Source organism: Streptomyces sp. NPDC054770 (assembly GCF_053611985.1).
On record NZ_JBSHBL010000066.1, the window covers coordinates 1 to 21809 of the forward strand.

The following is a 21809-nucleotide window of genomic DNA, read 5'->3' on the forward strand; positions in this document are numbered from 1 at the left end:
CCCGCCGCCCCCCCGCCCTCGTCCGATCACCTTTTTGTTCATGTCGGGTCCTCTCATGTCCTCATGTCCGAAAGTCCGCTGGACGGTTGGTGGGGGGGGGGGGGGATAACGGAACGGGCCGCTCACCCCCGCCACGCCGGAACGGATGTCAGATGGCCTGGGCGGTGGGCAGGATGGTGATCTCGGTGAGGTTGACGTGGCGCGGGACGGCGGCCATGAAGGCGACGGTCTCGGCGATGTCGGCGCTCTGGAGGACGTCGATGTCGTGGATGAGGTCGGCCATCAGCTTGGAGGCGTCGGGGTCGGTGACGTGGTCGGGGAGCTCGGTGTCGACCATGCCGGGCTCGATGGTGGCCACGCGGACCATCTTGGGGCCGAGCTCGACGCGCAGCAGCCGGGTGAGGTGGCTGATGTAGGCCTTGGTGCCGGAGTAGACGGAGAACTTCGTCAGGATGCGGGTGGCCGCGATCGACGAGGTGTTGATCAGGTCGGCGGCCTTGCCCGCGGCGGCGGATTCCGTCAGGTGCGGGATGAACGCGGCGATCACGTTCATCAGGCCGCTGATGTTGAGGTCGATCTGGCGCTGCCAGTCGTCGACCTTGAGTTCCTCGATGCCGGAGATGAGCTGGACACCGGCGTTGTTGAACACGAGGTCGGCCTTGCCGAAACGCTCGGCGACCTGGTCGGCGGCGGCCTGGACGGCGGCGCGGTCGGTCACGTCGACGGCCAGGGCGAGCGCGGTCCCGCCGGCGGTCTCGATGTTCTTGACCACACCGTCCAGGCGCTCCTTGCGCCGGGCCAGTACGACCACGGTGGCGCCGAGTTCGGCGAGGCGCTCGGCGGTGACGGCACCCATGCCGCTGGAGGCGCCGGAGACGACGGCGACACGGCCGGCGAGGGGGGTACCGGTGAGCAGGGCAGCAGACATCACAAGACCTCAATCTCTTTGATCACAGGCTGCGGAAAGTGAGTGAAGGGGCGGGGTGCCCGAACGGGTCGGGCACCCGGCAGAACGTCAGGCGGCGTCGTCGTGCGCGGTGGCCGCGGACTTCTCGCGCCACGGGGCGAGGTCGTCCTGCACCTGCTGGTACTTGACGTCGAGCCGCTCAAGCGTGTCGCGCCCGAGGTACAGATGCGTGGGCAGCTTCTCGGTGGAGGCCACCTCGACGATGAGGGCGGCGCCCTTGACGGGGTCGCCGAGCTGGGCGTGGTTGGCCCGGTCGATCCAGTCCAGCGTCACGTGCGCGGGGGTGTCGTCGTAGTCGCTGATGCGGTTCCCGGCGACGGACAGGGAGCTGGCGTCCAGGAAGTCGGTGCGGAAGACGCCCGGCTCGACGACCATCGACTGGATTCCGAACGGCGCCATCTCGGCGGAGAGCGCTTCGCTGATGCCGGCGACCGCGAATTTCGACGCGGAGTACAGGCTGACGCCCGGCTCGCCCTCGAAACCGGAGCGGGAACCGATGTGCACCAGCCGGCCCGAGCCCTGCTTGCGCATCACGGGCAGCACGGCGCGGGTGACGTTGATCAGGCCGAAGACGTTGAGGTCGAACAGCGACCGGGCCTCCGCGTCGGTGATCTCCTCCAGCGCGCCGAGCAGGCCGCGGCCGGCGTTGTTCACCAGGACGTCGATACCGCCGAACCGCTCCACGGCGGCCTCGACCGCCTGCGGGATGCTGTCGTTGTCCGTGACGTCCAGGGCGACCGCGAATACCTTGTCGGAGTTCTTCAGATCGTCCGGTACGCGTTCCGGATTTCGTACGGCGACCACGACATTGTTACCGCCTGCCACAGCGGCACGGGCGATTTCCGCGCCGATTCCGCGGGAGGCACCGGTGACAAACCACGTAGCCATGGGAAAACCCTCTTTCGTTCCTTTCCCCTTGAGGGGGATTTCTCGTTGACGTATTCGAGTCTGTCCTTCCTCGACGGCGATATGAAGGCAGCGGTTTTCCTGGGAGTCCTACACCCAGGATGGGCTCAGGTGCCGCGCGCTGGGTTCTGCTGGTGCGGCACCTCGGGTGCGTTGACGGAGCCCAGCAGGGCCAGTCCGTCCGCGGAGGGGGAGCCGGGCTCGGCTTGCAGGATGACGAGCTGCTGTCCGGGGGCGCTGCGGATGTTGAGGGCCTCGTGCCGCAGTTCCAGGTCTCCCACCACGGAGTGGTACACCTGCTTGATCTCGTAGGGCGGGACCCGGGTGTACTCGCGTGCCCACAGGGCGCGGAACTCGCCGCTGCGCACCGAAAGCTCACCGACCAGCTCCAGGATGCGGGGGTCCTCCGGGGTGCTCGCGGCCGTCTGCTGAAGATCGGCGACCGCCCGGTGCCTGGCCCGCTCCGGGCTGCGGTAGAAGGTCTTCGCCGCGGGGTCCAGGAAGAGCATGCGCAGGACGTTGTCGTGCTGCGCGAAGTCGCGGTAGAGGGCGTCGGCCAGTGCGTTGGTGGCCAGCAGGTCCTGGGCGTGGCCGATGATGAAGGCCGGCGTCCTGGTCCAGCTCTCGATCAGCTGTCGCAGGTGCGGCCGGACACGCTCGACCCGGCCGGGGGCCTTGGTACGGCGGGCTCCCGGCAGGGCGAGCCGGAAGAGCGCCCGCTTGTCCTCGTCACCGAGCTGCAGCACGCGGGCCATGGCCTCGAGGACCCTGGGCGACGGACTGACCTCACGGCCCTGCTCGAGCCGGCTGTAGTAGCTCAGGCTGACCCCGGCGAGCGTCGCGACCTCGTCGCGCCGCAGCCCGGGCACCCTGCGCCGACCGGCGGTGGGCAGCCCCGCCGCCGCGGGGCTCAGGCGCTCCCTGCGGGTGCGGAGAAACCGACCCAGCCCTTCCACCGGGTCGAGGTGCGTGTCGTTGTCCATGTCATCGAGGCTAGGCGGAAAACGCCCGGGAAAGTTCCGCCGACGGTGGGTGCATTACACCCAGGATTACGGGCTCCACGGGCTGGGGCGGTGGCGGACTACGGCCTGACGTTTCGGCCGCGGTCTCCTATCCGGGACCCCCGACAAGGAATCACCCTGTGCGACGGGCGTTCGACCGGCTGTGATAGTGGACGACCGGCGCTTCTCACCGGCCGAAATCCATCTAGTCTTGCCGCATGAGCAATGGGACGCCTTTGGGTGATTTTCTCCGAGCCCGCAGAGAAGCCCTGAAGCCGCACGACGTCGGCCTCCCCGAACACGGGCGGCGCCGGGTGCCGGGACTGCGCAGAGAAGAAGTCGCGCTGCTCGCCGGGGTCAGCTCCGACTACTACATCCGGCTGGAGCAGGGGCGCGAGAACAGCCCGTCCCCACAGGTCCTCGACGCCGTGGCGCACGCGCTGAAACTGGACGCGGAGTCCACCGACCATCTCAACCGCCTCTGCCTCGCCGCCTCGCAACGCCCGCACCACTGGGGCGAGGCGGACGTCAGCCGGCAGTTGTTGCAGCTGATGGACGGTTGGGATCACACCCCGGCCTTCGTCGTCGGCCCGGCCCTCGACATCATGGCGGGCAACTCCCTGGCCACGGCCCTGCACAGCGGTTTCGAGAAGTTCGACAACCTCGCCCGGATGGTGTTCGTCGACCCGGCGGGGCGCGACTTCTACCAGGAGTGGGAGCGGGCCGCGCACTCCTGCGTCGCCGAGATCAGAGCCGCCTACGGCCATGACCCCGAGTCCGCTCGCATCGCCGAGGTCGTGGCGGAACTGTCCGCCCGGAGCGAGGAGTTCGCCGCGCTCTGGCAACTGCACGACGTCAAGGGCAAGTCCCAGGAGGGCAAGCACCTCAAACACCCCCAGGTCGGGGACCTGCACATCAAGTTCGCGGCCTTCACGGTCAACGGGGCCCCGCACCAGCAGCTGGTGGTCTACCAGGCCGAACCGGCCAGCCCGACGGCGGCCGCCTTCGAGACGCTGAGGTCCATGGCCACCCGGCCGAAGCAGGCCCGGGCGGAAGCGGTGGACGCGAGCATGTGAGTTCCGGCGGAGCCTGGTCCTGGCGCACCCAGGAACAACGCGGCCTTCATAGGGGTGTGTCTGTCTGCCGACACTCGATGCCATGAACCGCACGGCACCGGGAGCAGACATGATCACCGTGAACGACCTTCGGCCGCACCCCCTGGACCAGGTTCACCGCCTGATCGAACCCGGCCCCGTCATCCTGGTCACCACCCGGCACCGCGGCATCCCGAACGTGATGACCAACGGGTTCAACATGGTGGTGCGCCATGTCCCACCGCTGATCGGCTGCACGATCGGCCCCTGGGACCACAGCTACCAGGCCCTGGTCGAGACCGGGGAGTGTGTCATCTCGGTCCCCACGGCCGACATGGCCGCCACCGTGGTCGACATCGGCAACTGCTCGGGCGCCGATGTCGACAAGTTCGAGGAGTTCGACCTGACCGCCGTGGCCGGGGAGAGGGTCCAGGCGCCGCTGGTGGCCGAATGCTTCGCCAACATCGAGTGCAGGGTCGCCGACAGCAGCCTCGTGGCCCCCTACAGCCTCTTCCTGCTGGAGCCCGTCCGGGCCTGGACCGACCCCTCACAGCCCCGACCGCAGCTGTTCCACCACCGCGGGGACGGCACCTTCACCCTCGACGGGCCGACCGTCGACCTGAAGGACCGCATGACGAAGTGGCAGTACCTCCTGTAGACAAGCCCGGCGGGACGAGGTGACGATCCGCGGTCGCAGAGAGCGAGGAGCAGGGCGTGGGCCCATGGTCGTGGAGTGCCGGTGTGATGGCGGGGCTCAAGTGGTGGCAACGGGTGGTGTTGGTCGTGTGCCTGTGTGCGCTCACGGTGCCGCTGTGGTTCGCGGCGAAGAACACCTACCGGTTCGTCGACGGCCACCGCACGGCGACGGATGGATATGTCCACTGCGACTGGGACGGCCCGTGCCGGGGCACGTGGCGCCTGCCCGGCGGTCGGCAAGGGCGGGGCGAGATCGACGGTCTGGCCTTCCAGGACGATGAGGAGCTCGTGGCGGGCATACCGCTCTACGCGGGTGCGGACTGGGCCGTGGCCGACCGCTCCGACCTGCTGGTGCACGCGGCCCTGCAACTCGGCGGCGCCGCGTTGGGCACGGCCCTGGTGCTCTCGGTCGCCTGGATCAGGTCCAGGGATCTTTGACGGCGCGGGTGACCGCCCGGGTTCGACGGCTGCCGTGGGCTGCGCCGGTGACCGGTCCTCCCCGATCCGAGCCGGGACATGCCGTCTTCACAGGAACCCCCTCGGAAACAGGATCACGCCTGTAGCTTTCACTCTCAAGAACCCGGGATTCCTCTCACAACTCCCCTTCGCCCACGAGCACTTCACCGAGGCCTGCATGTCCAACCCCCCGTCCCCCGCCCGCACGACCGGTCGTCACCGCAAGGCCAGAACGCTCAGCCCCGCACTCCGCCGGGTCGCCGTCGTCGCGGTGACCACCCCCGTCGCCGGGACGATCCTGTTCGGCACGTCCGCCTTCGCCGCCGGCAAAGCCGTCTCCAAGACCGCGGTCACCGCACTCGACCCCGCCGAGCAGAAGATCGCCGCCAACCTCAACACCCGTGTCCAGGACACCCGGCTCGGCAGCACGCTCAGCGGCGTCGTCATCGACGCCACGTCCCGGAAGGCCGTCTGGGGCCATGACGCGACCACCGCGCTGATGCCCGCGTCCAACACCAAACTCGGCACCGCCACCGCCGCGTTGACGGTGCTCGGCCCCAACCACCGGTTCACCACCAAGGTCGTCTACGGCAACGGCACGCTCACCCTCGTCGGCGGCGGCGACCGCACCCTGACCAGCGCCGACCTCGCCACCATGGCGAAGACCGCCGTCGCGGGACTCAAGAGCGCGGGTCTCACCTCGGTCAAGGTCCGGGTGGACGACAGCCTCTTCCCCGCCCCCACACTGGCGACCGGCTGGAACGACGGCTACTACCCGGACTCCGTCGCACCGGTACGGGCGTTGGTGGTCGACGGCCACCACGTCACCGACACGTCCCTGGACGCGGGCCAGACCTTCGCCAAGCTCCTCGCCCAGCAGGGCGTCACCGTCACCGGCGCCGTCGCCCACGGGACGGCCGGCACGGGCGCCGTGCCGGTCGCCGAGCACCGGTCGGGCACGCTCTCCACCATCGTGAAGCACATGCTCAAGGTCAGTGACAACGATATCGCCGAGACACTGCTCCGGATGACCGCGATCGGCGACGGCCGCCGGCCCACCTTCGAGAACGGCACGGCGGTCGTACGCAAGGTGCTCAGCAAGTACGGCGTCTCGCTGGTCAACTACGAGATCCACGACGGCAGCGGTCTGTCCCGCGCCAACCGCATCCCGGCACAGACCATCGCCGACATCCTCGACGTGGCCGACGCCCCCGGCAACGCCAAGACCCTCGCCTCCATCATCGACGGCCTGCCCGTGGCAGGAGAAGCCGGCTCCACCCTGGGTCCCGAATGGGGCCGCTTCGACACCGCGGACTCGCAGTGCGCCGTCGGCAAGGTCCAGGCGAAGACGGGTACCCTCACCGGCGCGATCGCCCTGAGCGGGCTGACCAAGGCAGAGGACGGACGCTGGAAGATCTTCTCCTTCATCGAGAACAACTCCACCGCCGACCCGGCCGCCACCAAGGACGCCCTCGACGGCCTGGCGGCCACGGTCAACGGCTGCTGGGCATAAGGCTCCTGGGCGGCGGCGCCCCCGTCCGCCGGTAGAACTCGACCGAGTTCACACCCGGTTTGACCATGCGCAGTCCGCCGACCCGTCCGGTTGTTCACCCCGTCTCACTGTTCGGCGGCCGCCAGGGCCGCCTGGGCCTTCTTGCGGTAGGTGGCGAGTTTCTCCGCGGGGGCGATGACCTGGCGGCTGCGGGACTTGACCGACACGTCGTGTCCCTCGGCCGCCCTGCGCAGGGCACCGACGGTGGCCTGGGCGCGCGGGATGTGGGCGAACGGGTCGAACGAGTACCAGCGCATCGCGTTCCCGTGGGTCATCTTGTCGGTCTCGTCGTCCGTCACGGAGTTGGCGGTGAGCACCTCGTGCAGTTGCTCGGGCGCGTTCGGCCACATGGAGTCGCTGTGCGGGTAGTCGGCCTCCCAGCAGATGTTGTCGACGCCGATCTCGTGGCGCAGCCGTACCCCGATCGGGTCGCTGATGAAACAGGTGAGGAAGTGCTCGCGGAAGATCTCCGAGGGCAGTTTGCCGCCGAAGTCCTGGAGGGTCCACGTGGCGTGCATCTCGTAGGTGCGGTCGAGCCGTTCCAGGAAGTACGGGATCCAGCCGGTGCCGCCCTCCGACAGGGCGATCTTGATGGTGGGGTACTCCTTGAGCACCCGGGACCACATCAGGTCGGCGGCGGCCTGGACGAGGTTGATGGGCTGGAGGGTGATCATCACGTCCGGCGGGGCGTCGGGGGCGGTGACGGCGAGCCGGCCGGAGGAGCCGATGTGCAGGTTCATCACGGTGCCGCAGTCGGTCAGGGCACGCCATACCGGGTCCCAGTACTCGGTGTGGAAGCTGGGGTAGCCGAGCGGGACCGGGTTCTCGGGGAAGGTCAGCGAGTGGCAGCCCTTGTCGGCGACCCGGCGGATCTCCTGGGCGCACAGTTCGGCGTCCCAGATGGCGGGCAGGGCCATCGGGATGAACCGGCCGGGATGGGCGGCGCACCACTCGTCGATGTGCCAGTCGTTGTAGGCGCGGACCAGGGCGAGCGAGAAGTCGGAGTCCTCAGTGGCGAACAGCCGGGCGGAGAAGCCGGGGAAGGAGGGGAAGTTCATCTGGGCGAGGACGCCGCCGGCGTTCATGTCGGCGACCCGCTCGTCGACGTCGTAGCAGCCGGGCCTGATCTCGTCGAGGCCCTGCGGGTCCATGCCGTACTCCTCCTTGGGGCGGCCGGCGACCGCGTTGAGCGCGGCGTTGCCCACGCTGTTGTCCCGGAACTGCCACACGTCGCTGCCGTCCTCGCGGTGGACCAGGCGCGGGGCGTCCTTCTTGTAGCGGTCAGGCAGGTGGTTCGCGAACAGGTCGGGCGGCTCGATGATGTGGTCGTCGACGCTGATGAGGATCATGTCGTCACGGTTCATGAGGGCTCCTTGGGGCTCGGGTCAGTCCGAGGCGGGCAGCGCCTTGGGCGCCTTGATCTGCAACGGCTGTCCGCCGTAGGTGAGGTGGCCTGCTCCGGAGGCGGTGCACAGGAGTTCGAGGGTGTCGGTGGCGTCGACGTAGCGCTTGCCGATGAGCGTGCCGGACGGCTCGTCGTCGCTCGGTGCGGCGGGCGCGCCCTGGGCCTGGATCATCGGGACGCCGCCGCACTCGATCGGAGCCGCCGCATCTGCCGGGGCCCGGATGACGATCACCCGGGCGGTGGAGGTGGCGGAGGCGAGCTGGTCACCTGGGCGAGGGGGCAGCGCCATTGCGTGGTTCTCCTTCAGGTGCTGGTGAGTTGACCGTCCTGGCGGCGTCGGCGGGATCGCTGAGGCGCTCCCCCAGCCGGTCCAGGTCGTAGGACTGCCGGGCGAGCCAGAAGCGCAGGAAGTCGGTGAGCGAATAGCGGAGGAAGAGCGCGCCGCCCACCACGGCGGCCGTGATGCCGCCGAGGCCGAGGGCGAGCGCGTCGCCCTGTGCGAGCGAGTTGTCCGTGGCGTGGGCGAGGGGGAAGGCGAGGGCACCGAGTACGAGGCCCGCGGTCATGAGCAGTCCGCCGAGTCGGCGCCAGAGGGCGGTGCGGGCCGCGGCGGGGTCGGGGATCTTCAGTTCGGCGAGTTCACGGATGAACCGGTCCGCCCGCGAGGCCGGCACAGGGGTCGACGTCATGTGGGGCTCCCCAGGTAGTAGGAGGACAGTTCGGCCTGCAGGGAGCTGTCGGGGTGCCCCTGCCACTGGATCCGGCCGCGGACGAGGACGGCGGCGTGGTCGGCGATCTTCAGTACGGCGGCGGCGAACTGCTCCACGACCAGCACCGCGACGCCCTGCCGGGCGATCTCGGCGACGAGTTCGTACAGTTCGGCGACGACCAACGGGGCGAGCCCCATGGAGAGTTCGTCGAGGAGGAGCACGGCGGGGTCGGTCGCCAGGCCGCGGGCGAGGGCGAGCATCTGCTGCTCGCCGCCGGAGAGGGTGCCCGCCTGCTGGGTGCGGCGGGCCGCGAGGACGGGGAAGCGGTCGTACGCGGTCTCCTCGATCTCCTCCCGGCCGCGGCCGCAGAAGGTCATCATCAGCAGGTTGTCGCGGACGGAGAGGTTGGGGAAGACGCCGCGGCCCTCCGGGATCAGGCAGACCCCGGCGCGCGCCAGGCGGCCGGGGCGGATCCCGGTGACGTCCCGGCCGCCCATCAGCAGGTGCCCGGCGCTGGGCGGGTGCAGTGCGGCGGCGACCTTCAGGACGGTGGTCTTGCCCGCGCCGTTGGGGCCGAGAAGTGCCACCACCTGTCCTGCGGCGACGGTCAGGTCCACGCCGTGCAGCACGGTGATGCCGTGGTAGGCGGCGCGGACGCCGCGGAGTTCCAGCAGCGGGCTGTCGTTCACGGTCATGGTTCCCCCAGGTAGGCCGCGAGGACGGTCTCGTCCTGCTGGATCTCGGCCGGCGGGCCGCAGGCCACGACCTGGCCGAGGTCGAGGACGTACACGTCGTCGCAGACGGCCATGACCAGGCTCATGTCGTGTTCGACCAGGACGACCGCCGTGCCCTCGGCCGCCAGGGAGCGCAGCAGGTCGGCGAAGCGCTCGGTCTCCTCGGCGTCCTGCCCGGCCGCGGGTTCGTCGAGGAGCAGGACGCGGGGGCTCTGGACCAGGGCGCGGCCGACCTCGACGAGGCGGGCGATGCCGGTGGGCAGGGCGTCCGCGGGGGCCTGGGCCGTGTCCCTCAGGCCGAGGCGGTCCAGGACCTCGTCCGCCGTACGGGCCGCGTGGCGGCGCCGGGGCCCGAGTTCCGCGGCGACCAGGAGGTTGTCGCGGACGGAGAGCCGGCCGAAGAGTTCGAGGTGCTGGAAGGTCCGGGACAGACCGCGCCGCGCCCGGCGGGCGGGGCCCTCGCGGGTGATGTCGCGGCCGTCGAACCGTACCCGGCCGGTCTGCGGGCGGCGGAGCCCGGAGACGGTGTCGAACAGCGTGCTCTTCCCGGCCCCGTTGGGGCCGATCAGGCCGGTGACCCGGCCGGCCTCGGCGGCCAGCGACACCCGGTCCAGGGCCCGCCGCCCGCCGAACGCGACGGTGATCCCGTCAGCTTGCAGCAGCGGTGGCACGGCTCAGCACCTCCCCGTCCTCGGGCCGCCACGGACGGCGGACGCCCCCCCACACCGGCGGGACGTCCGCGGGTGCCGCCGCTCGTGCGGCGGCACGGTTGCGCAGGACCATGGCCACCACTACGGCGGCGGCGAGTGCGGGCCGGCCGCCGCTCGGGGCGAAAGCGGCGACGGCCCAGCACAGGGCGAGCACGCCGAGCAGTGCGGCAAGCAGCTGCCGGTCGCAACCGAGCGGCGTCCATTCGGCGCGCAGCCGCGCGATCACCCCGCCGGGGCTGTGCGCGAAACCCAGGCCGGCGAGGGCGACGAGGAGGGCGGGCAGGTTCTGCGCCCAGCCGCCGAGCCCGTCGAGCAGTTGGACGGGCACGACGTACGCGAGTCCGGTGAACAGGCCGGTACCGACCGAACCGAGGCCGCCGACCACCGCGATCAGGAAGACGGGCAGTCCGGCGACGAGGCTGAACTGGTCGGCGGTGACCGTCTGCAGCTGCATGCCGTAGAGCGCGCCGCCCAGTCCCGCGATGCCGGCGGAGAGGGCGAAGACCGCGACCTTCGCGGCCAGCAGGCGTCCGCCGAGGGTGGCGTAGGCGGCCTCGCTGTCGCGCAGCGCGACGAGGCGGCGCCCGAAGCGGCCGCGGCGCAGGGCGGCCACGCCGAGCGAGGCGACGGCCAGGCAGAAGGCGGAGAACAGCACCAGTCCGGTCGGGGACGTGAGGCGCAGGCCGAACAGGTCGGGGCCGGTCACGGAGACCGAGCCCTGGTCGAACAGGCTGATGCGCATGCCCAGGACGTGGAAGGCCGGCAGGGTGAAGATCCACCGGTCGAGGACGGTGGCGAAGGCGACGGTGCCGAGCGCCAGGTAGATACCGGACAGGCGCAGCGCGGGCAGGGCGACCAGGGCTCCGACGGCCGCGGCGACGAGGACGGCGACCGGCAGCGCCCACAGTGCGCCGTGTGCGCCGAGGTGCCCCCACACCACCGCGCCGATCCCGGCGATGGACAGCTGGCAGAGGGAGATCTGACCGGCGTATCCGGCGAGCGGCACATAGGACAGGGCGATCACGCCGAGCGGGAAGAGGGTGCCGTACGAGATGACCTCGTCCTCGGTCAGCACGCTGACCAGCACCAGCGCGACGGCCAGGACGCTTCCGGCCAGGACCAGGCCGCCGCGCCTGCCCGGAAGCGGTACGCGGACCAGGGTGCGGTCGCGTCCGGGCAGCCGGCGGTGCGGGAAGGCGAGCAGGGCCAGGAGGAGCAGCAGGGCGGGGGCGGCCAGCCGCAGGCCGGGCAGGTAGTCGTTCTGCGGCAGGTAGCCGGCGAGGTAGGCCTCCAGCAGGCCTACGACGACCGCGCCGAGGAAGGTGAGGGGCAGGCTGCGCAGCCGTCCGAAGACGGCGGCGGTGTAGGCGCTGACGATGAGCAGGGAGAGCTGCTGTGCGTCGAGCGCGACGGTGGGGGCGATGAGGATGCCTCCGACGGCGGCGAGCTGGATGCCGAGCACCCAGGCCAGCCGCCCGGCACGCAGCGGGTCGGCGCCGGTCAGCCCGGCGAGGGCGCGGTCGTCCACCGAGGCGCGCATCTCGGTGCCGGCCCGGGTGCGGTGGAGCAGGAACCACAGGGCGCCGGCGATGGCGAGCGCCGTCGCCATGGTGATGGCCTGATGCCAGGTGACGACGGCCGGGCCGAGGCGCAGGGCGGGTTCGCCGGCGAGGAACGCGGCGAGCGGGCGGGGGGTGTTGGGATCCCAGACCCAGCGGGCGAGCGCGATGCATCCGGTGAGGAGCGCGACCGTCATGACGAGGCGTTCGGCCTCCCCGAGTGCCTGTACGGGGCGCATCAGGACGCGCTCGGCCAGCAGGCCGAAGGCGGGAGCGAGGACGAGGAGCACGGCGGCAAGGGCGGCCGGCACCGGCCAGCCCCATCCGACGGCCAGCTGCCAGTAGGCGAAGGCCGCGAGCATCCCGGCCGCACCGTGGGCGAAGTTGAAGACTCCGGCCGTGGTGTGGGTGAGCACCAGGCCGCTACCGATCACGGCGTAGACGGCGGCAGTGCTCAGGCCCACCACCGTGAAGGCCAGGAACTGATCCATGGGTTGGAAACTAGCTTCTCGTTAATGGAGAATCAACCATTCGCACAAGGGGAGCTTCCTTCCCGAGGCCGCGGCGTTGACGGCGCCCATCACTCATGGAAGCGTGATACTCGTTTTCGAGAACGTCGTTCTCATCCCAGTCACCAGGGAGGCCCCTTGAGTGCCACCGACGACCTGATGGAGATCGAGCAGCTCCTCGCCCGTTACGCGGTCGCCATGACCCGCGGAGACGTCGACAGGGTGCTCGGCGTCTTCACCCCGGACGGCAGCTACAGCGCGTTCGGCGACACCTACCCGCTGGACGAGTTCCCGGCGCTGATCGCCGCCGCTCCCAAGGGCCTCTTCCTCGTCGGCACACCGGTCGTCGAGCTGGACGGTGACACCGCGGCCGGCACCCAGCCGCTGTGCTTCGTCGAGCACTCCGAGCACCGGATGCGCATCGGGTACTACAACGACTCCTACGTCCGCACCCCGGCCGGATGGCGGCTGCGCACCCGGGCCATGACGTTCATCCGCCGCAGCGGTGTCCATGACTCGGGCCGCCCGCACGCCTTCGAACGCTCGCGTCCATGACGGTCGACGAGTTCCGGCAGGGCCTGCGGGACTGGCTGGACCACCACGATCTGACGCCGCCGCCCGACGACTCCCTAGATGCCCAGGTCGCTCAACTGAACCGGGTGCGCGGGGCGTTGTGGGATGCCGACTGGATGCGGTACGGATGGCCGCCCCGGGTCGGCGGACTCGGTGGGAGCGGTGCACTGCGCGCGGTGCTCGGCGAGGAGGTCGCCTCCCGGGCACTGGCGGAACCGGGCATCTGGTCCATGGTGGAGGTGCTGGTGCCCACCGTCGTGGACTACGCACCGCCCGCGCTCGCCGCCGAGATGGTGCCGCGGCTGCTGTCGGGCCGGGAGCAGTGGTGCCAGGGCTTCTCGGAACCGGGCTCGGGCAGCGATCTGGCCTCACTGTCCACCCGGGCGGTGCCCGACGGGGACGCCTGGGTGGTGTCCGGCCAGAAGGTGTGGACGAGCCTCGCGCAGTACGCGGCCCGCTGTGTTCTGCTGGCCCGCACCGGAGGACCGGGCCACGCCGGCATCAGCGCCTTCCTCGTCGACATGGACCACCCCGGCATCACCGTACGACCGCTGCGCACGATGCACGGTGTCGACGAGTTCGCCGAGGTCTTCTTCGACGACGTGCGCGTCCCGGCGCATCGCATGCTGGGCGGGCCCGGCGACGGCTGGCAGCTGGCGATGGACCTGCTGCCGCACGAACGGTCCACCTGCTTCTGGCACCGTATCGCCCACCTCTACGCCACCCTGGACCGTCTTCTGGCCGCCGACTGCGAGGCGGACGCCGATGCTCTCGGCGCCGCCTGGCTGGACCTGCACACCGTGCGCTGCCGGTCGGCCTCGACCCAGCGGGCGCTGGCGGCGGGCGGGCGGCTCGGGCCGGAGACGTCCGTCGACAAGATTCTCCTGGCCACCGCCGAGCAACGGCTGTTCGACACCGCGCGCGACCTCCTGCCGGGTGCGGTCGAACTGGCCGAGGACGCCGCGTGGCGCACCGGCTTCCTCTATTCCCGGGCGGCCTCCGTCTACGGCGGTACCGCCGAGATCCAGCGCAATATCGTCGCCCGTCGTCTCCTGGGCCTCGGAAGGGAGTGACCCGCAGTGGACACCGCCGAACGCGACCTGCTGGAAGAGGCGCTGCGCAAGACCATGACGGCGGCCGCGGCCGGCGCCGGACTCGACAGCGCGCTCGCCGACCTGGGCTGGACACAGATGCTCGCCGAGGCACCGGACTCCGCCGTCCCCCTGGTCTTCCGGCTCCTCGGCGAGACGGGGACGCAGGCCGCGGTCCTCAACGACGTCGTCCTGCGGGCGGCCGGGCGGCCCGTCGGGGGGACCCTGCCGCTGCCGTACGCGGGCGGGATGTGGGTGGTGTGGGCGCGGGACGGAGCCACCGAGGCAGGCGCGCTCGATCCCTGGCTGCCGCTGCGCCGGGTGGGCACGGGCGAGACCGTCCCGCTCGCCGCCGGGCGTCGGGCGCTGGGCTGGTGGCTGCTCGGCACCGGTCGCGCCATGCTCGGACTGGCCCGGGAACACGTCCTGGAACGGCACCAGTTCGGGCGGCCCCTCGCCTCCTTCCAGGCCCTGCGCCACCGGCTCGCCGAGGCCCATGTGGCGCTCGAGGGGGCCGAGGCAGCACTCGGCGCGGCCGCTGACGACACCGTTGCACTGCTCGCCAAGGCCGCTGCCGGGCGGGCCGCACTCACCACGGCGCGCCACTGCCAGCAGGCCCTGGGCGGCATCGGTTTCACCGCGGAACACCCGCTGCACCGGCATGTCAAACGGGCCCTCGTGCTCGACGGACTGCTCGGCTCGACCCGTGAACTGACCCGTGAGGCAGGCGCGTTGCTGCTGCGCGAACGACGGACGCGCCGCCTCGTCGACCTGTGAGGAAGCACGTGACCACGGACCTGTGGCAAGACCTGCTCGGCTGCCTCGACCTCACCACGCACGGCACCGGCACCGGCACTTATGAGGGCCGCTCGCAACAGCTCAGCTATCGACGGCTGTTCGGCGGTCAGCTCCTCGCCCAGTTCGCGCGGGCCGCCTGTCTCGCCGCACCCGGCAAGAGCCTGAAGTCGCTGCACACGCAGTTCCTGCGCGAGGGCCGTACGGGTGAACCGGTGCGCTACGAGACCGATGTGCCGCAGCAGGGCCGCACCTTCGCGACCGTACGGCTCACCGCCCGCCAGGACCATGGAGTGGTGGCGACGGCGAACGCGAGCCTGCACGTGTGGGAGGAGGGGCCGGACCGGCAGACGGCGGATCCCGCGCCGGCCCTGCCCGGCCCGGAGCGCGCCCTCGAACTCGCCCTGCTGCCCTGGGAGTCGCGGGCGGCCACCGACCTCGACACCGCGAAGTCCGAGCCGCCGGGATACGAGCTGTGGACGCGCATCCCCACGGCCCCGCCCGCTCTGGGACCGGCCCTGCTCGCCTACGCCACCGACCTCACCCTGATCGGCACCGCGCTGCGCCCGCTGGAGGGCATCACCCAGGCGGACGCGGGCCGGACGTTCGCCTCGGCCGTGACCGCGCACACCGTCTGGTTCCACCGCCCGTTCACCACCGGACGGTGGCTGCTGCTGCGCCAGCACAGCCCGCTCGCCGCACACGGGCGGTGCTTCGGCCGCGGCGACGTCCTCGACCAGGACGGGATGCTCCTCGCCTCGTTCGCTCAGGAGGGGCTGCTGCGGTTCGGCGGGTGAGCGCTTCGCTGGAAGTGCCGCGGTGTGCCGTCTACCGACTGCGGCGCCGTCGTGGCTGGTCGCACCCACGCGGCAGAGCCGCATATGGATACAGCCCCGCGCCCCTTCGGGGGCGCTCAAGCCTCTGGCCGGAATCGATCTCACCCTGCCATTAATCGTCGACAATTTCGTTGACGAATCTTGTGACCACAATGGTCACAGGACTATGTTCATCGCCGTACCGCCACTGCAGTTGCAGCTCGACAAGGGCCGGGGGCTGCGCCCAGCAGAGGCGTGCGCCGGGCCAGGCGTATCGACCGGGTCGCCGCGCACCTCGGTCCGACCGTCACTCGCGCTGACTCAGCAACCGAACGGAGATCGAGCATGTCCATGCTCTCCCCCTGGTGTCGAAGGACGTCGGCCTCCTTCATGGCCACCCTGGCAGCCGCGCTCGCACTCGTGACCGGGGCGGGCTTCGCTCTCGCCAACGCGCAGACCGGCAGCGCGCAGACGCCCGCTTCCGCGACCGCACTCGCCGCGAGCGGCACGGCCTCCGGGATCGCACCGGCCATGTCCTGCGCGGGCGTGGCGGGCCTTGACCTGGCCAGTGCCGTCCCCGGTGTGCCTTTCGAGATCACCTCGGCCACCGAACTGGCGGCGAGCAGCAACACGTTCGGCAACTGGGCGGCCTGCGACGTGAAGGGCGTGATCGCCCCTCAGCTGCACTTCGAGATCAAGCTGCCCGAGACCGGCTGGCAGGCCGACTACCTCCAGCTCGGCTGCGGCGGCCTGTGCGGCGGCGCCACCGTCACCAACGCCCCCGCCTCCGCCGGCTGCGTTCCGCTGACCACCGGCGCCTTCGCCGTCGCCTCCAGCGACGAGGGTCACCAAGTGGGCGGCGGCCTCTTCTCCACCGACCCGACCCTGAGCGCCGACTTCGGCTACAAGTCCGACCACGAACTGGTCCAGGCGGCCAGGGCGATCATCAAGCAGTACTACGGGCAGGCGGCCACCCACTCCTACTTCGACGGCTGCTCCCAGGGCGGCCACCAGGGCCTGACCGAGGCACAGCGCTACCCGGCCGACTTCGACGGCATCATCGCCGGCGCCCCGGCCAACAACTTCACCGCGCTGAACACCTTCTCGCACGCCTGGACCGCCCAGTCCGTGTACCTCGACGGCGGCCCGGCCACCCTCACCAACGCCGACCTCGCCGACCTCCACAAGGCAGTCCTCAAGGGCTGCGGCGCCCCCGCCGACGGCATCATCGCCGACCCGCTGAGCTGCACCTGGGACCCCGGCACCATCCAGTGCAAGACCGGCCAGACCTCGACGTCCGACGCCTACTGCCTGACCGCCGACCAGGTCACCACGCTGCGCCGCATCTACGCCGGACCCACCGACGAGCACGGCCGACTCCTCTACCCGGGCTACCAGTTGCGCGGCTCCGAGCTGAACTGGGCCGGCATCATCACCCCGGCCACCGCGACCGGCGCCAGCGGCGACATCAGCTTCGTCCGGGAGACCCTGCGTTACCAGATCTTCGCCAGCCCCCAACCGGCCCTGACGTACAAGGACATCAAGTTCACGGCCGCCTACTACAAGAAGGTCATGGGGCCCAACGAGGGCATGTACGACGCCACCGACCCGGACCTCACCGCGTTCAAGAAGGCCGGCGGCAAGCTCATCCTCTGGCACGGACTGGGCGACCAGCACATCCCGGCCGTGGGAACGATGGCCTACTACAAGGCGGTTGAGAAGGTGATGGGCGGCGAGGCGGCCACCGAGACCTTCGCCCGGCTGTTCCTGCTGCCCGGCGTCGCGCACTGCGGCGGCGGCCAGGGTCCGGACACCTTCGACGCGCTGACCGCGATCACCGACTGGGTCACCAAGGGCGACGCCCCCGACAGCCTGACGACCAGGTCGGTCGACAGCAGCGGGAACACCACCGCCTCCCGTCCCGTCTACCCCTTCCCGTACTACGCCGAGAACACCACGGGCGGCTCGGCCACCGACGCGAGCAGCTACACCCCCGTCAAGTCCACCGCCGAGGCCGGGCTCAAGCTCGACTGGCTCGGCTCCTTCCGCTCCGGCTACGAGACGGTCGGCAACTGGGTGGGCCGCAAGTGGGTCGTCACCAAGGGCAAGAACTGACCCCTGGATCCCCATGGTCAGGCGTCTGTCGGACCGGCGATCCAAGTGTGCTGGTGCCCGGGAGCGTGTCTACTCCCGGGCCCGTTCCTTCTCGTGATCGGCGATGGCGTCCTCGATGCCCCGGTCCACGCTGGTGGCGTTGCCCCACCCGGTGTAGAAGGCCAGCTGGAGTACCCCCTCACGCAGTTCTTCCGGGCTCAGTTCGCCGTTGCGCAGTGCCCCGAGGGCCTGGATGCGGATCAGGTCGCCGCGGCCGAGGGCCGCGGTCACGCCGATCACCAGGAGTCTGCGGTCGCGCACCGACAGGCCGGGGCGCGACCAGATGTCGCCGAAGAGATGATCCACCGTCTCTCGGTGGTAGGGCATCTCTCGGGGAACCGGGTAGTACGTCGCCGAGAATCCCTCTCCGTAGACGGCGTCCATGGCTTGGGTCCCGCGGTTCCACCGCTCGTCGCCGTTCGTCGTCATCTGCGCACTCCTCCATGTCGGCCCGTGCACGGTAGTTCTGGGCGGCTTCGGCGCCCCAGCGGGTGTCCCGCTGAGAGGGACAGCGACCCCGGCGGCAGGCACCCGCTGCCTACCGTTGGCCGACCAGGGATGAAGGGGCTTCAGTGATGGCACAGTCGCGTGCGGTTCCCCGGCAGACGATCACGGCCGGTGTCATCGGGCTGGGCATGATCGGCTCAGGGGTGGCGAGGAACATCGCCCGGGCTGGGCTGCCTCTGTCGGTCTTCGATGTCCGTCCGGATGCGGCCGATTCCCTGGACGGCGTGGGTCCGGTGCTTGCCTCGCCCGCCGACGTGGCGCGCGCCAGTGACGTGGTCCTGGTGGCCGTGGTGGATGCCGGACAGGTCCGTGAGGTCCTGGCGGGTGAGCGGGGGCTGCTGAGCGCGGCCAGAGCGGGGCTGGTCATCGTACTGCTGTCCACGGTGGCGCTGTCCGCTGTGCGGGAGTTCACCGAGCTGGCCGAGGGGCGCGGTGTCACCCTGCTCGACTGCGGTGTGACCCAGGCGGGCGACGGACTGCTGGTGACGATGGTCGGCGGGCCCGAGGAGGTGGTCGACCGGGCGCGGCCGGTGCTGGAGTCCTTCTCCAAGGCAGTGGTGCACTGCGGCCCGGTGGGTTCCGGCATGGTCACCAAGATCGCCCGCAATGTCGTGACCTATGCGAGCTGGGCGGTGGTGCGGGAGGCCGTACAGCTTGCCGTACGAGGAGGCGTCGACCCACGGAAGCTGATCGAGGTGCTGGAGTCGGCGGTGGCCGGCGGCACCTCCCAGTTGTTCCTCCTGCACGACCACCTCGACGCCGCGGGCACCATCCGCGCACAGGCCGACTACATCGAGGCGCTGGCCCGCAAAGACCTCGCGGCCGCACAGGAACTGGGCCGGGACACAGGCGTGCGCACCCCGCTCGCCGATGTCGTGCTGCCGCGCATGGGCGCCGTGCTGGCGGGTGACTACGACAGCGGTCCAAGCCGCCACCGGGACTGACCGGGGCCGGCTCACGGACGGACGGCTCGTCGGTGAGGGCCCCGGCAGGATCAGGGCGCGGGCACCTCCAGGACCAGGGCGGAGCCCATGCCGCCGCCCGCGCACATCGCGGCCACGCCGACTCCCCCGCCCCGGCGGCGCAGTTCGTGGACCAGGGTGACAACCATGCGTGCACCGGTCGCGGCCACGGGGTGGCCCAGGGAACAACCGCTGCCGCTGACGTTCACCGTGTCCGGGTCGAGGCCGAGGCGACGGATCACGGCGACGGGTACGACGGCGAAGGCCTCGTTGATCTCGAAGAGGTCGACGTCCGGGAGCGACATCCCGGCCCGCTGAAGCGCCTTGGGGATGGCGTGCACGGGGGTGAGCCCGGTCTCGGCCGGGTCCAGGGCCACGGAGGCCCAGGAGCGCACCCGGGCCAGCGCGGGCAGCCCGAGCCGCTCGTCGGCGACCACCACGGCGGCCGCCGCGTCGTTGGCACCGCAGGCGTTCCCCGCGGTGATGGAGAAGCCCTCGATCTCCGGGTGCAGCGGCTTGAGCGCGGCCAGCCGCTCGGCGCTGGTGTTCCGACGCGGGTGCTCGTCGGCCTGGAAGAGACCATACGGCGTCTCGACGGGCACCGTCTCGTCCTTGAAACGGCCCTCGTCCAGGGCGCGTACGGCGTTGCGGTGTGACCGCAGCGCCCACGCGTCCATCTCCTCGCGCCCGATGCCCTCCTGCACGGCCGTGTTCCAGCCCACCGTGATCGACATGTCGAGGTTGGGCGCGTCCGGGCGGTCCGGGTGGGTGGGCGGCACCCAGCGCTCGGTGTCCTGGAAGGACAACTTGGGCGCTGTGGACGTGGAGTTGACGCCGCCGGCGAGGACGAGGCGGTCCATGCCGGACCTGATCGAGGCCGCCGCGGTCTGGACGGCGGCGAGTCCGGCGGCGCAGTGCCGGTTCAGCGCCAGGCCGGGAACGCGAGGCAACCCGGCGGTGAGGGCCGCGTGGCGGGCGACGACTCCGCCGCCGTAGTGCGACTCGGCGAGTACCACATCGTCGACGAGGTCGGGGTCCAGCCCCTCCGCGACCGCCGCGACGATACGGTCGGCCAGTTCGTAGGCGGTGGTGCCGCGCAGAGTGCCCTTGAACGCGGTGCCGATCGGCGTGCGCAGGGCGGTGACGAGAACGGCCTCAGGCATCGGCGGTCTCCTCCAGTTCGGTGACGAGGGTGCGGCGCAGCAGCTTGCCGGTGGGGGTGCGGGGCAGTTCCGGGCGGAAGACGACGGTGTCGGGCGTCTTCGAGGAACGCAGGTGGCGGCGGGCGAAGGCCCGGATGTCCTCGGGGTCTCCGGAGCCGACGAGGACGGCCACCAGCCGCTGCCCCCACTCCGGGTCGGCGATACCGAGTACGGCGGCCTCTCGTATCCCCGGGTACCGGAGGAGTACGTCCTCGATCTCGGCGGGGGCGATGTTCTCGCCGCCGCGGATGATCGTGTCGTCGGCACGGCCCTCGACGAACAGGTAGCCACCGTCGTCCAGCCGGCCCCGGTCACGGGTGGCGAACCAGCCCTGGCCGTCGAGTGCCCGGGCGCCGGCGTACTCGCCCGAGATCTGCTCGCCGCGTACGAAGACGAGCCCTGTCGCTCCTCGTTCCAGCACCTTGCCGTCCTCGTCCCGGATCTCGACCTCGATCCCGGGCAGCGGGCGGCCGACCGAGCCGAGCCTGGCCCGTACGGCCGGATCCTCGGAGACCAGCGCCTGCCAGTGGTCGTCGGGACCGAGGACGCAGATGGAGGACGCGGTCTCCGTGAGACCGTACGCGTTGACGAAGCCGGTCTCCGGGAACTGCCGCAGCGCCCGCTCCACCACCGGGCGCGGGGTGCGTGCCCCGCCGTAGGCGAGGCTGCGCAGGGTGGGCGTCTCGGCCCGGTTCTCGCCGAGTTCGGCGGTGATGCGGGCGAGCATGGTCGGCACCAGCATGGCGTGGGTGACACGCTCGCCGCGCACCGTGGCCAGCCAGTCCGCCGCCTCGAAGGAGGTCTGGTAGACGATCCGGCGGCCCGCGTAGAGGTTCGTCAGCAGGTTCATCAACCCCGCCACGTGGTACGGCGGGAGGGCCACCAGGGTCGCGTCGTCCGCGCCCGCCGAGCCGAAGTCCTGCGTGTTGAAGACGTAGGCGAGCAGGTGGCGGTGGCGCAGCAGTGCCGCCTTGGGCGCGGAGGTGGTGCCGCTGGTGTAGAGGATGACGGCGGTGGCGTCCCGGTCGTCGGGCGTCGGCCGCCACTCGGCTTCGCCGGAGGGGTCGAGGAGCGCGTCGAGGTCGTCCGGACGGAGTACGGCGGCACCCGGGTGGCGCTCCAGAAGAGCCGCCAACTGCTCATCTCCCAGCCGGTAGTTGACAGGGACGAAGGGGGCTCCGGCCAGGGCGGCGCCGAACAGTGCGACCGGGTAGGCCAGGTGGTTCGCGCCCAGGTACAGGACCGCGGGGCGGTCGCGGAAGCGGGCGGCCGCATGACGCGCGAGGCGCTGGAGTTCGGCGGCGGAGAGCGAACGGCCGCCCTCGGTGACGGCCGGCCGGTCCCCCGCGGAGGCGGCCATTTCCAGGATCACGGCTATGTTCATGAGAATGGCATTCTCATACACTCAGAG

General features: G+C 71.0%; 22 protein-coding genes. 10 read left to right on the forward strand and 12 right to left on the reverse strand.

The window, feature by feature from the left end:
* Positions 1 to 148: 148 nt before the first annotated feature.
* The 3 genes from ACWGKQ_RS39055 to ACWGKQ_RS39065 all read right to left on the reverse strand — a co-directional run bounded on the left by ACWGKQ_RS39055 (position 149) and on the right by ACWGKQ_RS39065 (position 2856).
* On the reverse strand, positions 149 to 931 hold the full coding sequence (locus ACWGKQ_RS39055) for an SDR family oxidoreductase (RefSeq protein WP_453296800.1): 783 nt from the start codon (positions 929 to 931) through the stop codon (positions 149 to 151).
* Positions 932 to 1015: 84 nt separating this feature from the next.
* Entirely contained in the window at positions 1016 to 1855 is an 840-nt protein-coding gene (locus ACWGKQ_RS39060) for an SDR family NAD(P)-dependent oxidoreductase (RefSeq protein ID WP_453296801.1), read from the reverse strand.
* 125 nt (positions 1856 to 1980) lie between these two features.
* Positions 1981 to 2856, reverse strand: a complete 876-nt coding sequence (locus ACWGKQ_RS39065; protein ID WP_453296802.1) for a helix-turn-helix transcriptional regulator — start codon at positions 2854 to 2856, stop codon at positions 1981 to 1983.
* Positions 2857 to 3092: 236 nt separating this feature from the next.
* On the opposite strand from ACWGKQ_RS39065, the gene ACWGKQ_RS39070 reads away from it, so the two are divergent.
* The 4 genes from ACWGKQ_RS39070 to dacB all read left to right on the forward strand — a co-directional run bounded on the left by ACWGKQ_RS39070 (position 3093) and on the right by dacB (position 6633).
* Positions 3093 to 3950, forward strand: a complete 858-nt coding sequence (locus ACWGKQ_RS39070) for a helix-turn-helix transcriptional regulator (protein ID WP_453296803.1) — start codon at positions 3093 to 3095, stop codon at positions 3948 to 3950.
* An 82-nt stretch (positions 3951 to 4032) separates the two neighbouring features.
* Positions 4033 to 4626 carry a flavin reductase family protein gene (locus tag ACWGKQ_RS39075; protein ID WP_453296804.1) on the forward strand — a complete coding sequence of 198 codons (594 nt, stop codon included), beginning with the start codon at positions 4033 to 4035 and terminating at the stop codon, positions 4624 to 4626.
* Between the two features lie 86 nt (positions 4627 to 4712).
* Entirely contained in the window at positions 4713 to 5102 is a 390-nt protein-coding gene (locus ACWGKQ_RS39080; protein ID WP_453296805.1) for a hypothetical protein, read from the forward strand.
* 196 nt (positions 5103 to 5298) lie between these two features.
* Positions 5299 to 6633: a D-alanyl-D-alanine carboxypeptidase/D-alanyl-D-alanine endopeptidase gene (gene dacB, locus ACWGKQ_RS39085; RefSeq protein ID WP_453296806.1), complete on the forward strand. Its 1335-nt coding sequence runs from the start codon at positions 5299 to 5301 to the stop codon at positions 6631 to 6633.
* Between the two features lie 104 nt (positions 6634 to 6737).
* On the opposite strand, the gene ACWGKQ_RS39090 is transcribed toward dacB, so the two are convergent.
* From ACWGKQ_RS39090 to ACWGKQ_RS39115, 6 genes are read right to left on the reverse strand one after another with little or no spacing between them, the layout of a single operon-like run.
* Entirely contained in the window at positions 6738 to 8036 is a 1299-nt protein-coding gene (locus ACWGKQ_RS39090) for an amidohydrolase family protein (protein ID WP_453296807.1), read from the reverse strand.
* A 21-nt stretch (positions 8037 to 8057) separates the two neighbouring features.
* Positions 8058 to 8366, reverse strand: coding sequence for a hypothetical protein (locus ACWGKQ_RS39095; protein WP_453296808.1), 309 nt, complete (start codon positions 8364 to 8366; stop codon positions 8058 to 8060).
* Positions 8341 to 8766, reverse strand: a complete 426-nt coding sequence (locus ACWGKQ_RS39100) for a hypothetical protein (RefSeq protein ID WP_453296809.1) — start codon at positions 8764 to 8766, stop codon at positions 8341 to 8343. Before ACWGKQ_RS39100 ends, ACWGKQ_RS39095 begins: the two co-directional genes overlap by 26 nt.
* Positions 8763 to 9482: an ABC transporter ATP-binding protein gene (locus tag ACWGKQ_RS39105; RefSeq protein WP_453296810.1), complete on the reverse strand. Its 720-nt coding sequence runs from the start codon at positions 9480 to 9482 to the stop codon at positions 8763 to 8765. The genes ACWGKQ_RS39100 and ACWGKQ_RS39105 overlap by 4 nt, the downstream gene beginning before the upstream one ends.
* Positions 9479 to 10192: an ABC transporter ATP-binding protein gene (locus ACWGKQ_RS39110; RefSeq protein ID WP_453296811.1), complete on the reverse strand. Its 714-nt coding sequence runs from the start codon at positions 10190 to 10192 to the stop codon at positions 9479 to 9481. Before ACWGKQ_RS39110 ends, ACWGKQ_RS39105 begins: the two co-directional genes overlap by 4 nt.
* Complete coding sequence (locus ACWGKQ_RS39115; protein WP_453296812.1) at positions 10170 to 12281, reverse strand: branched-chain amino acid ABC transporter permease; 2112 nt, start codon at positions 12279 to 12281, stop codon at positions 10170 to 10172. Before ACWGKQ_RS39115 ends, ACWGKQ_RS39110 begins: the two co-directional genes overlap by 23 nt.
* A gap of 156 nt (positions 12282 to 12437) precedes the next feature.
* Between ACWGKQ_RS39115 and ACWGKQ_RS39120 the strand changes: the two genes are divergently transcribed.
* From ACWGKQ_RS39120 to ACWGKQ_RS39140, 5 genes are all read left to right on the forward strand, one after another.
* Positions 12438 to 12854 (forward strand): nuclear transport factor 2 family protein, encoded by a 417-nt coding sequence (locus ACWGKQ_RS39120; protein WP_453296813.1) that lies wholly within the window; start codon positions 12438 to 12440, stop codon positions 12852 to 12854.
* Positions 12851 to 13945, forward strand: coding sequence for an acyl-CoA dehydrogenase family protein (locus ACWGKQ_RS39125; protein ID WP_453296814.1), 1095 nt, complete (start codon positions 12851 to 12853; stop codon positions 13943 to 13945). The genes ACWGKQ_RS39120 and ACWGKQ_RS39125 overlap by 4 nt, the downstream gene beginning before the upstream one ends.
* Positions 13946 to 13951: 6 nt before the next feature.
* Positions 13952 to 14740 carry an acyl-CoA dehydrogenase family protein gene (locus ACWGKQ_RS39130; protein ID WP_453296815.1) on the forward strand — a complete coding sequence of 263 codons (789 nt, stop codon included), beginning with the start codon at positions 13952 to 13954 and terminating at the stop codon, positions 14738 to 14740.
* A gap of 8 nt (positions 14741 to 14748) precedes the next feature.
* On the forward strand, positions 14749 to 15555 hold the full coding sequence (locus ACWGKQ_RS39135; RefSeq protein ID WP_453296816.1) for an acyl-CoA thioesterase: 807 nt from the start codon (positions 14749 to 14751) through the stop codon (positions 15553 to 15555).
* 408 nt (positions 15556 to 15963) lie between these two features.
* Positions 15964 to 17688: a tannase/feruloyl esterase family alpha/beta hydrolase gene (locus ACWGKQ_RS39140; RefSeq protein ID WP_453296817.1), complete on the forward strand. Its 1725-nt coding sequence runs from the start codon at positions 15964 to 15966 to the stop codon at positions 17686 to 17688.
* A 69-nt stretch (positions 17689 to 17757) separates the two neighbouring features.
* Here ACWGKQ_RS39140 and ACWGKQ_RS39145 read toward each other — a convergent pair whose 3' ends face one another.
* Positions 17758 to 18156 carry a carboxymuconolactone decarboxylase family protein gene (locus tag ACWGKQ_RS39145; RefSeq protein WP_453296818.1) on the reverse strand — a complete coding sequence of 133 codons (399 nt, stop codon included), beginning with the start codon at positions 18154 to 18156 and terminating at the stop codon, positions 17758 to 17760.
* Positions 18157 to 18302: 146 nt separating this feature from the next.
* Here ACWGKQ_RS39145 and ACWGKQ_RS39150 point away from each other — a divergent pair, with 146 nt between their 5' ends.
* Complete coding sequence (locus ACWGKQ_RS39150; RefSeq protein WP_453296819.1) at positions 18303 to 19178, forward strand: NAD(P)-dependent oxidoreductase; 876 nt, start codon at positions 18303 to 18305, stop codon at positions 19176 to 19178.
* 50 nt (positions 19179 to 19228) lie between these two features.
* Here the strand turns inward: ACWGKQ_RS39150 and ACWGKQ_RS39155 are convergent, their stop codons facing one another.
* Both ACWGKQ_RS39155 and ACWGKQ_RS39160 read right to left on the reverse strand, forming a co-directional pair.
* Positions 19229 to 20359 carry a thiolase family protein gene (locus ACWGKQ_RS39155; RefSeq protein ID WP_453296820.1) on the reverse strand — a complete coding sequence of 377 codons (1131 nt, stop codon included), beginning with the start codon at positions 20357 to 20359 and terminating at the stop codon, positions 19229 to 19231.
* Positions 20352 to 21782, reverse strand: coding sequence for a class I adenylate-forming enzyme family protein (locus tag ACWGKQ_RS39160; protein ID WP_453296821.1), 1431 nt, complete (start codon positions 21780 to 21782; stop codon positions 20352 to 20354). The genes ACWGKQ_RS39155 and ACWGKQ_RS39160 overlap by 8 nt, the downstream gene beginning before the upstream one ends.
* Positions 21783 to 21809 lie beyond the last annotated feature (27 nt).

Excerpts from the sequence above, each read along its gene's own strand:
- ACWGKQ_RS39060 (WP_453296801.1), bottom strand. The coding sequence starts at position 1,855 with ATGGCTACGTGGTTTGTCACCGGTGCCTCCCGCGGAATCGGCGCGGAA.
- ACWGKQ_RS39070 (WP_453296803.1), top strand. The coding sequence starts at position 3,093 with ATGAGCAATGGGACGCCTTTGGGTGATTTTCTCCGAGCCCGCAGAGAA.
- ACWGKQ_RS39075 (WP_453296804.1), top strand. The coding sequence starts at position 4,033 with ATGAACCGCACGGCACCGGGAGCAGACATGATCACCGTGAACGACCTT.
- dacB (WP_453296806.1), top strand. The coding sequence starts at position 5,299 with ATGTCCAACCCCCCGTCCCCCGCCCGCACGACCGGTCGTCACCGCAAG.
- ACWGKQ_RS39155 (WP_453296820.1), bottom strand. The coding sequence starts at position 20,359 with ATGCCTGAGGCCGTTCTCGTCACCGCCCTGCGCACGCCGATCGGCACC.
- ACWGKQ_RS39065 (WP_453296802.1), bottom strand. The coding sequence starts at position 2,856 with ATGGACAACGACACGCACCTCGACCCGGTGGAAGGGCTGGGTCGGTTT.
- ACWGKQ_RS39150 (WP_453296819.1), top strand. The coding sequence starts at position 18,303 with ATGGCACAGTCGCGTGCGGTTCCCCGGCAGACGATCACGGCCGGTGTC.
- ACWGKQ_RS39095 (WP_453296808.1), bottom strand. The coding sequence starts at position 8,366 with ATGGCGCTGCCCCCTCGCCCAGGTGACCAGCTCGCCTCCGCCACCTCC.
- ACWGKQ_RS39125 (WP_453296814.1), top strand. The coding sequence starts at position 12,851 with ATGACGGTCGACGAGTTCCGGCAGGGCCTGCGGGACTGGCTGGACCAC.
- ACWGKQ_RS39145 (WP_453296818.1), bottom strand. The coding sequence starts at position 18,156 with ATGACGACGAACGGCGACGAGCGGTGGAACCGCGGGACCCAAGCCATG.
- ACWGKQ_RS39105 (WP_453296810.1), bottom strand. The coding sequence starts at position 9,482 with ATGACCGTGAACGACAGCCCGCTGCTGGAACTCCGCGGCGTCCGCGCC.
- ACWGKQ_RS39090 (WP_453296807.1), bottom strand. The coding sequence starts at position 8,036 with ATGAACCGTGACGACATGATCCTCATCAGCGTCGACGACCACATCATC.
- ACWGKQ_RS39160 (WP_453296821.1), bottom strand. The coding sequence starts at position 21,782 with ATGAACATAGCCGTGATCCTGGAAATGGCCGCCTCCGCGGGGGACCGG.
- ACWGKQ_RS39100 (WP_453296809.1), bottom strand. The coding sequence starts at position 8,766 with ATGACGTCGACCCCTGTGCCGGCCTCGCGGGCGGACCGGTTCATCCGT.
- ACWGKQ_RS39115 (WP_453296812.1), bottom strand. The coding sequence starts at position 12,281 with ATGGATCAGTTCCTGGCCTTCACGGTGGTGGGCCTGAGCACTGCCGCC.
- ACWGKQ_RS39080 (WP_453296805.1), top strand. The coding sequence starts at position 4,713 with ATGGCGGGGCTCAAGTGGTGGCAACGGGTGGTGTTGGTCGTGTGCCTG.
- ACWGKQ_RS39140 (WP_453296817.1), top strand. The coding sequence starts at position 15,964 with ATGGCCACCCTGGCAGCCGCGCTCGCACTCGTGACCGGGGCGGGCTTC.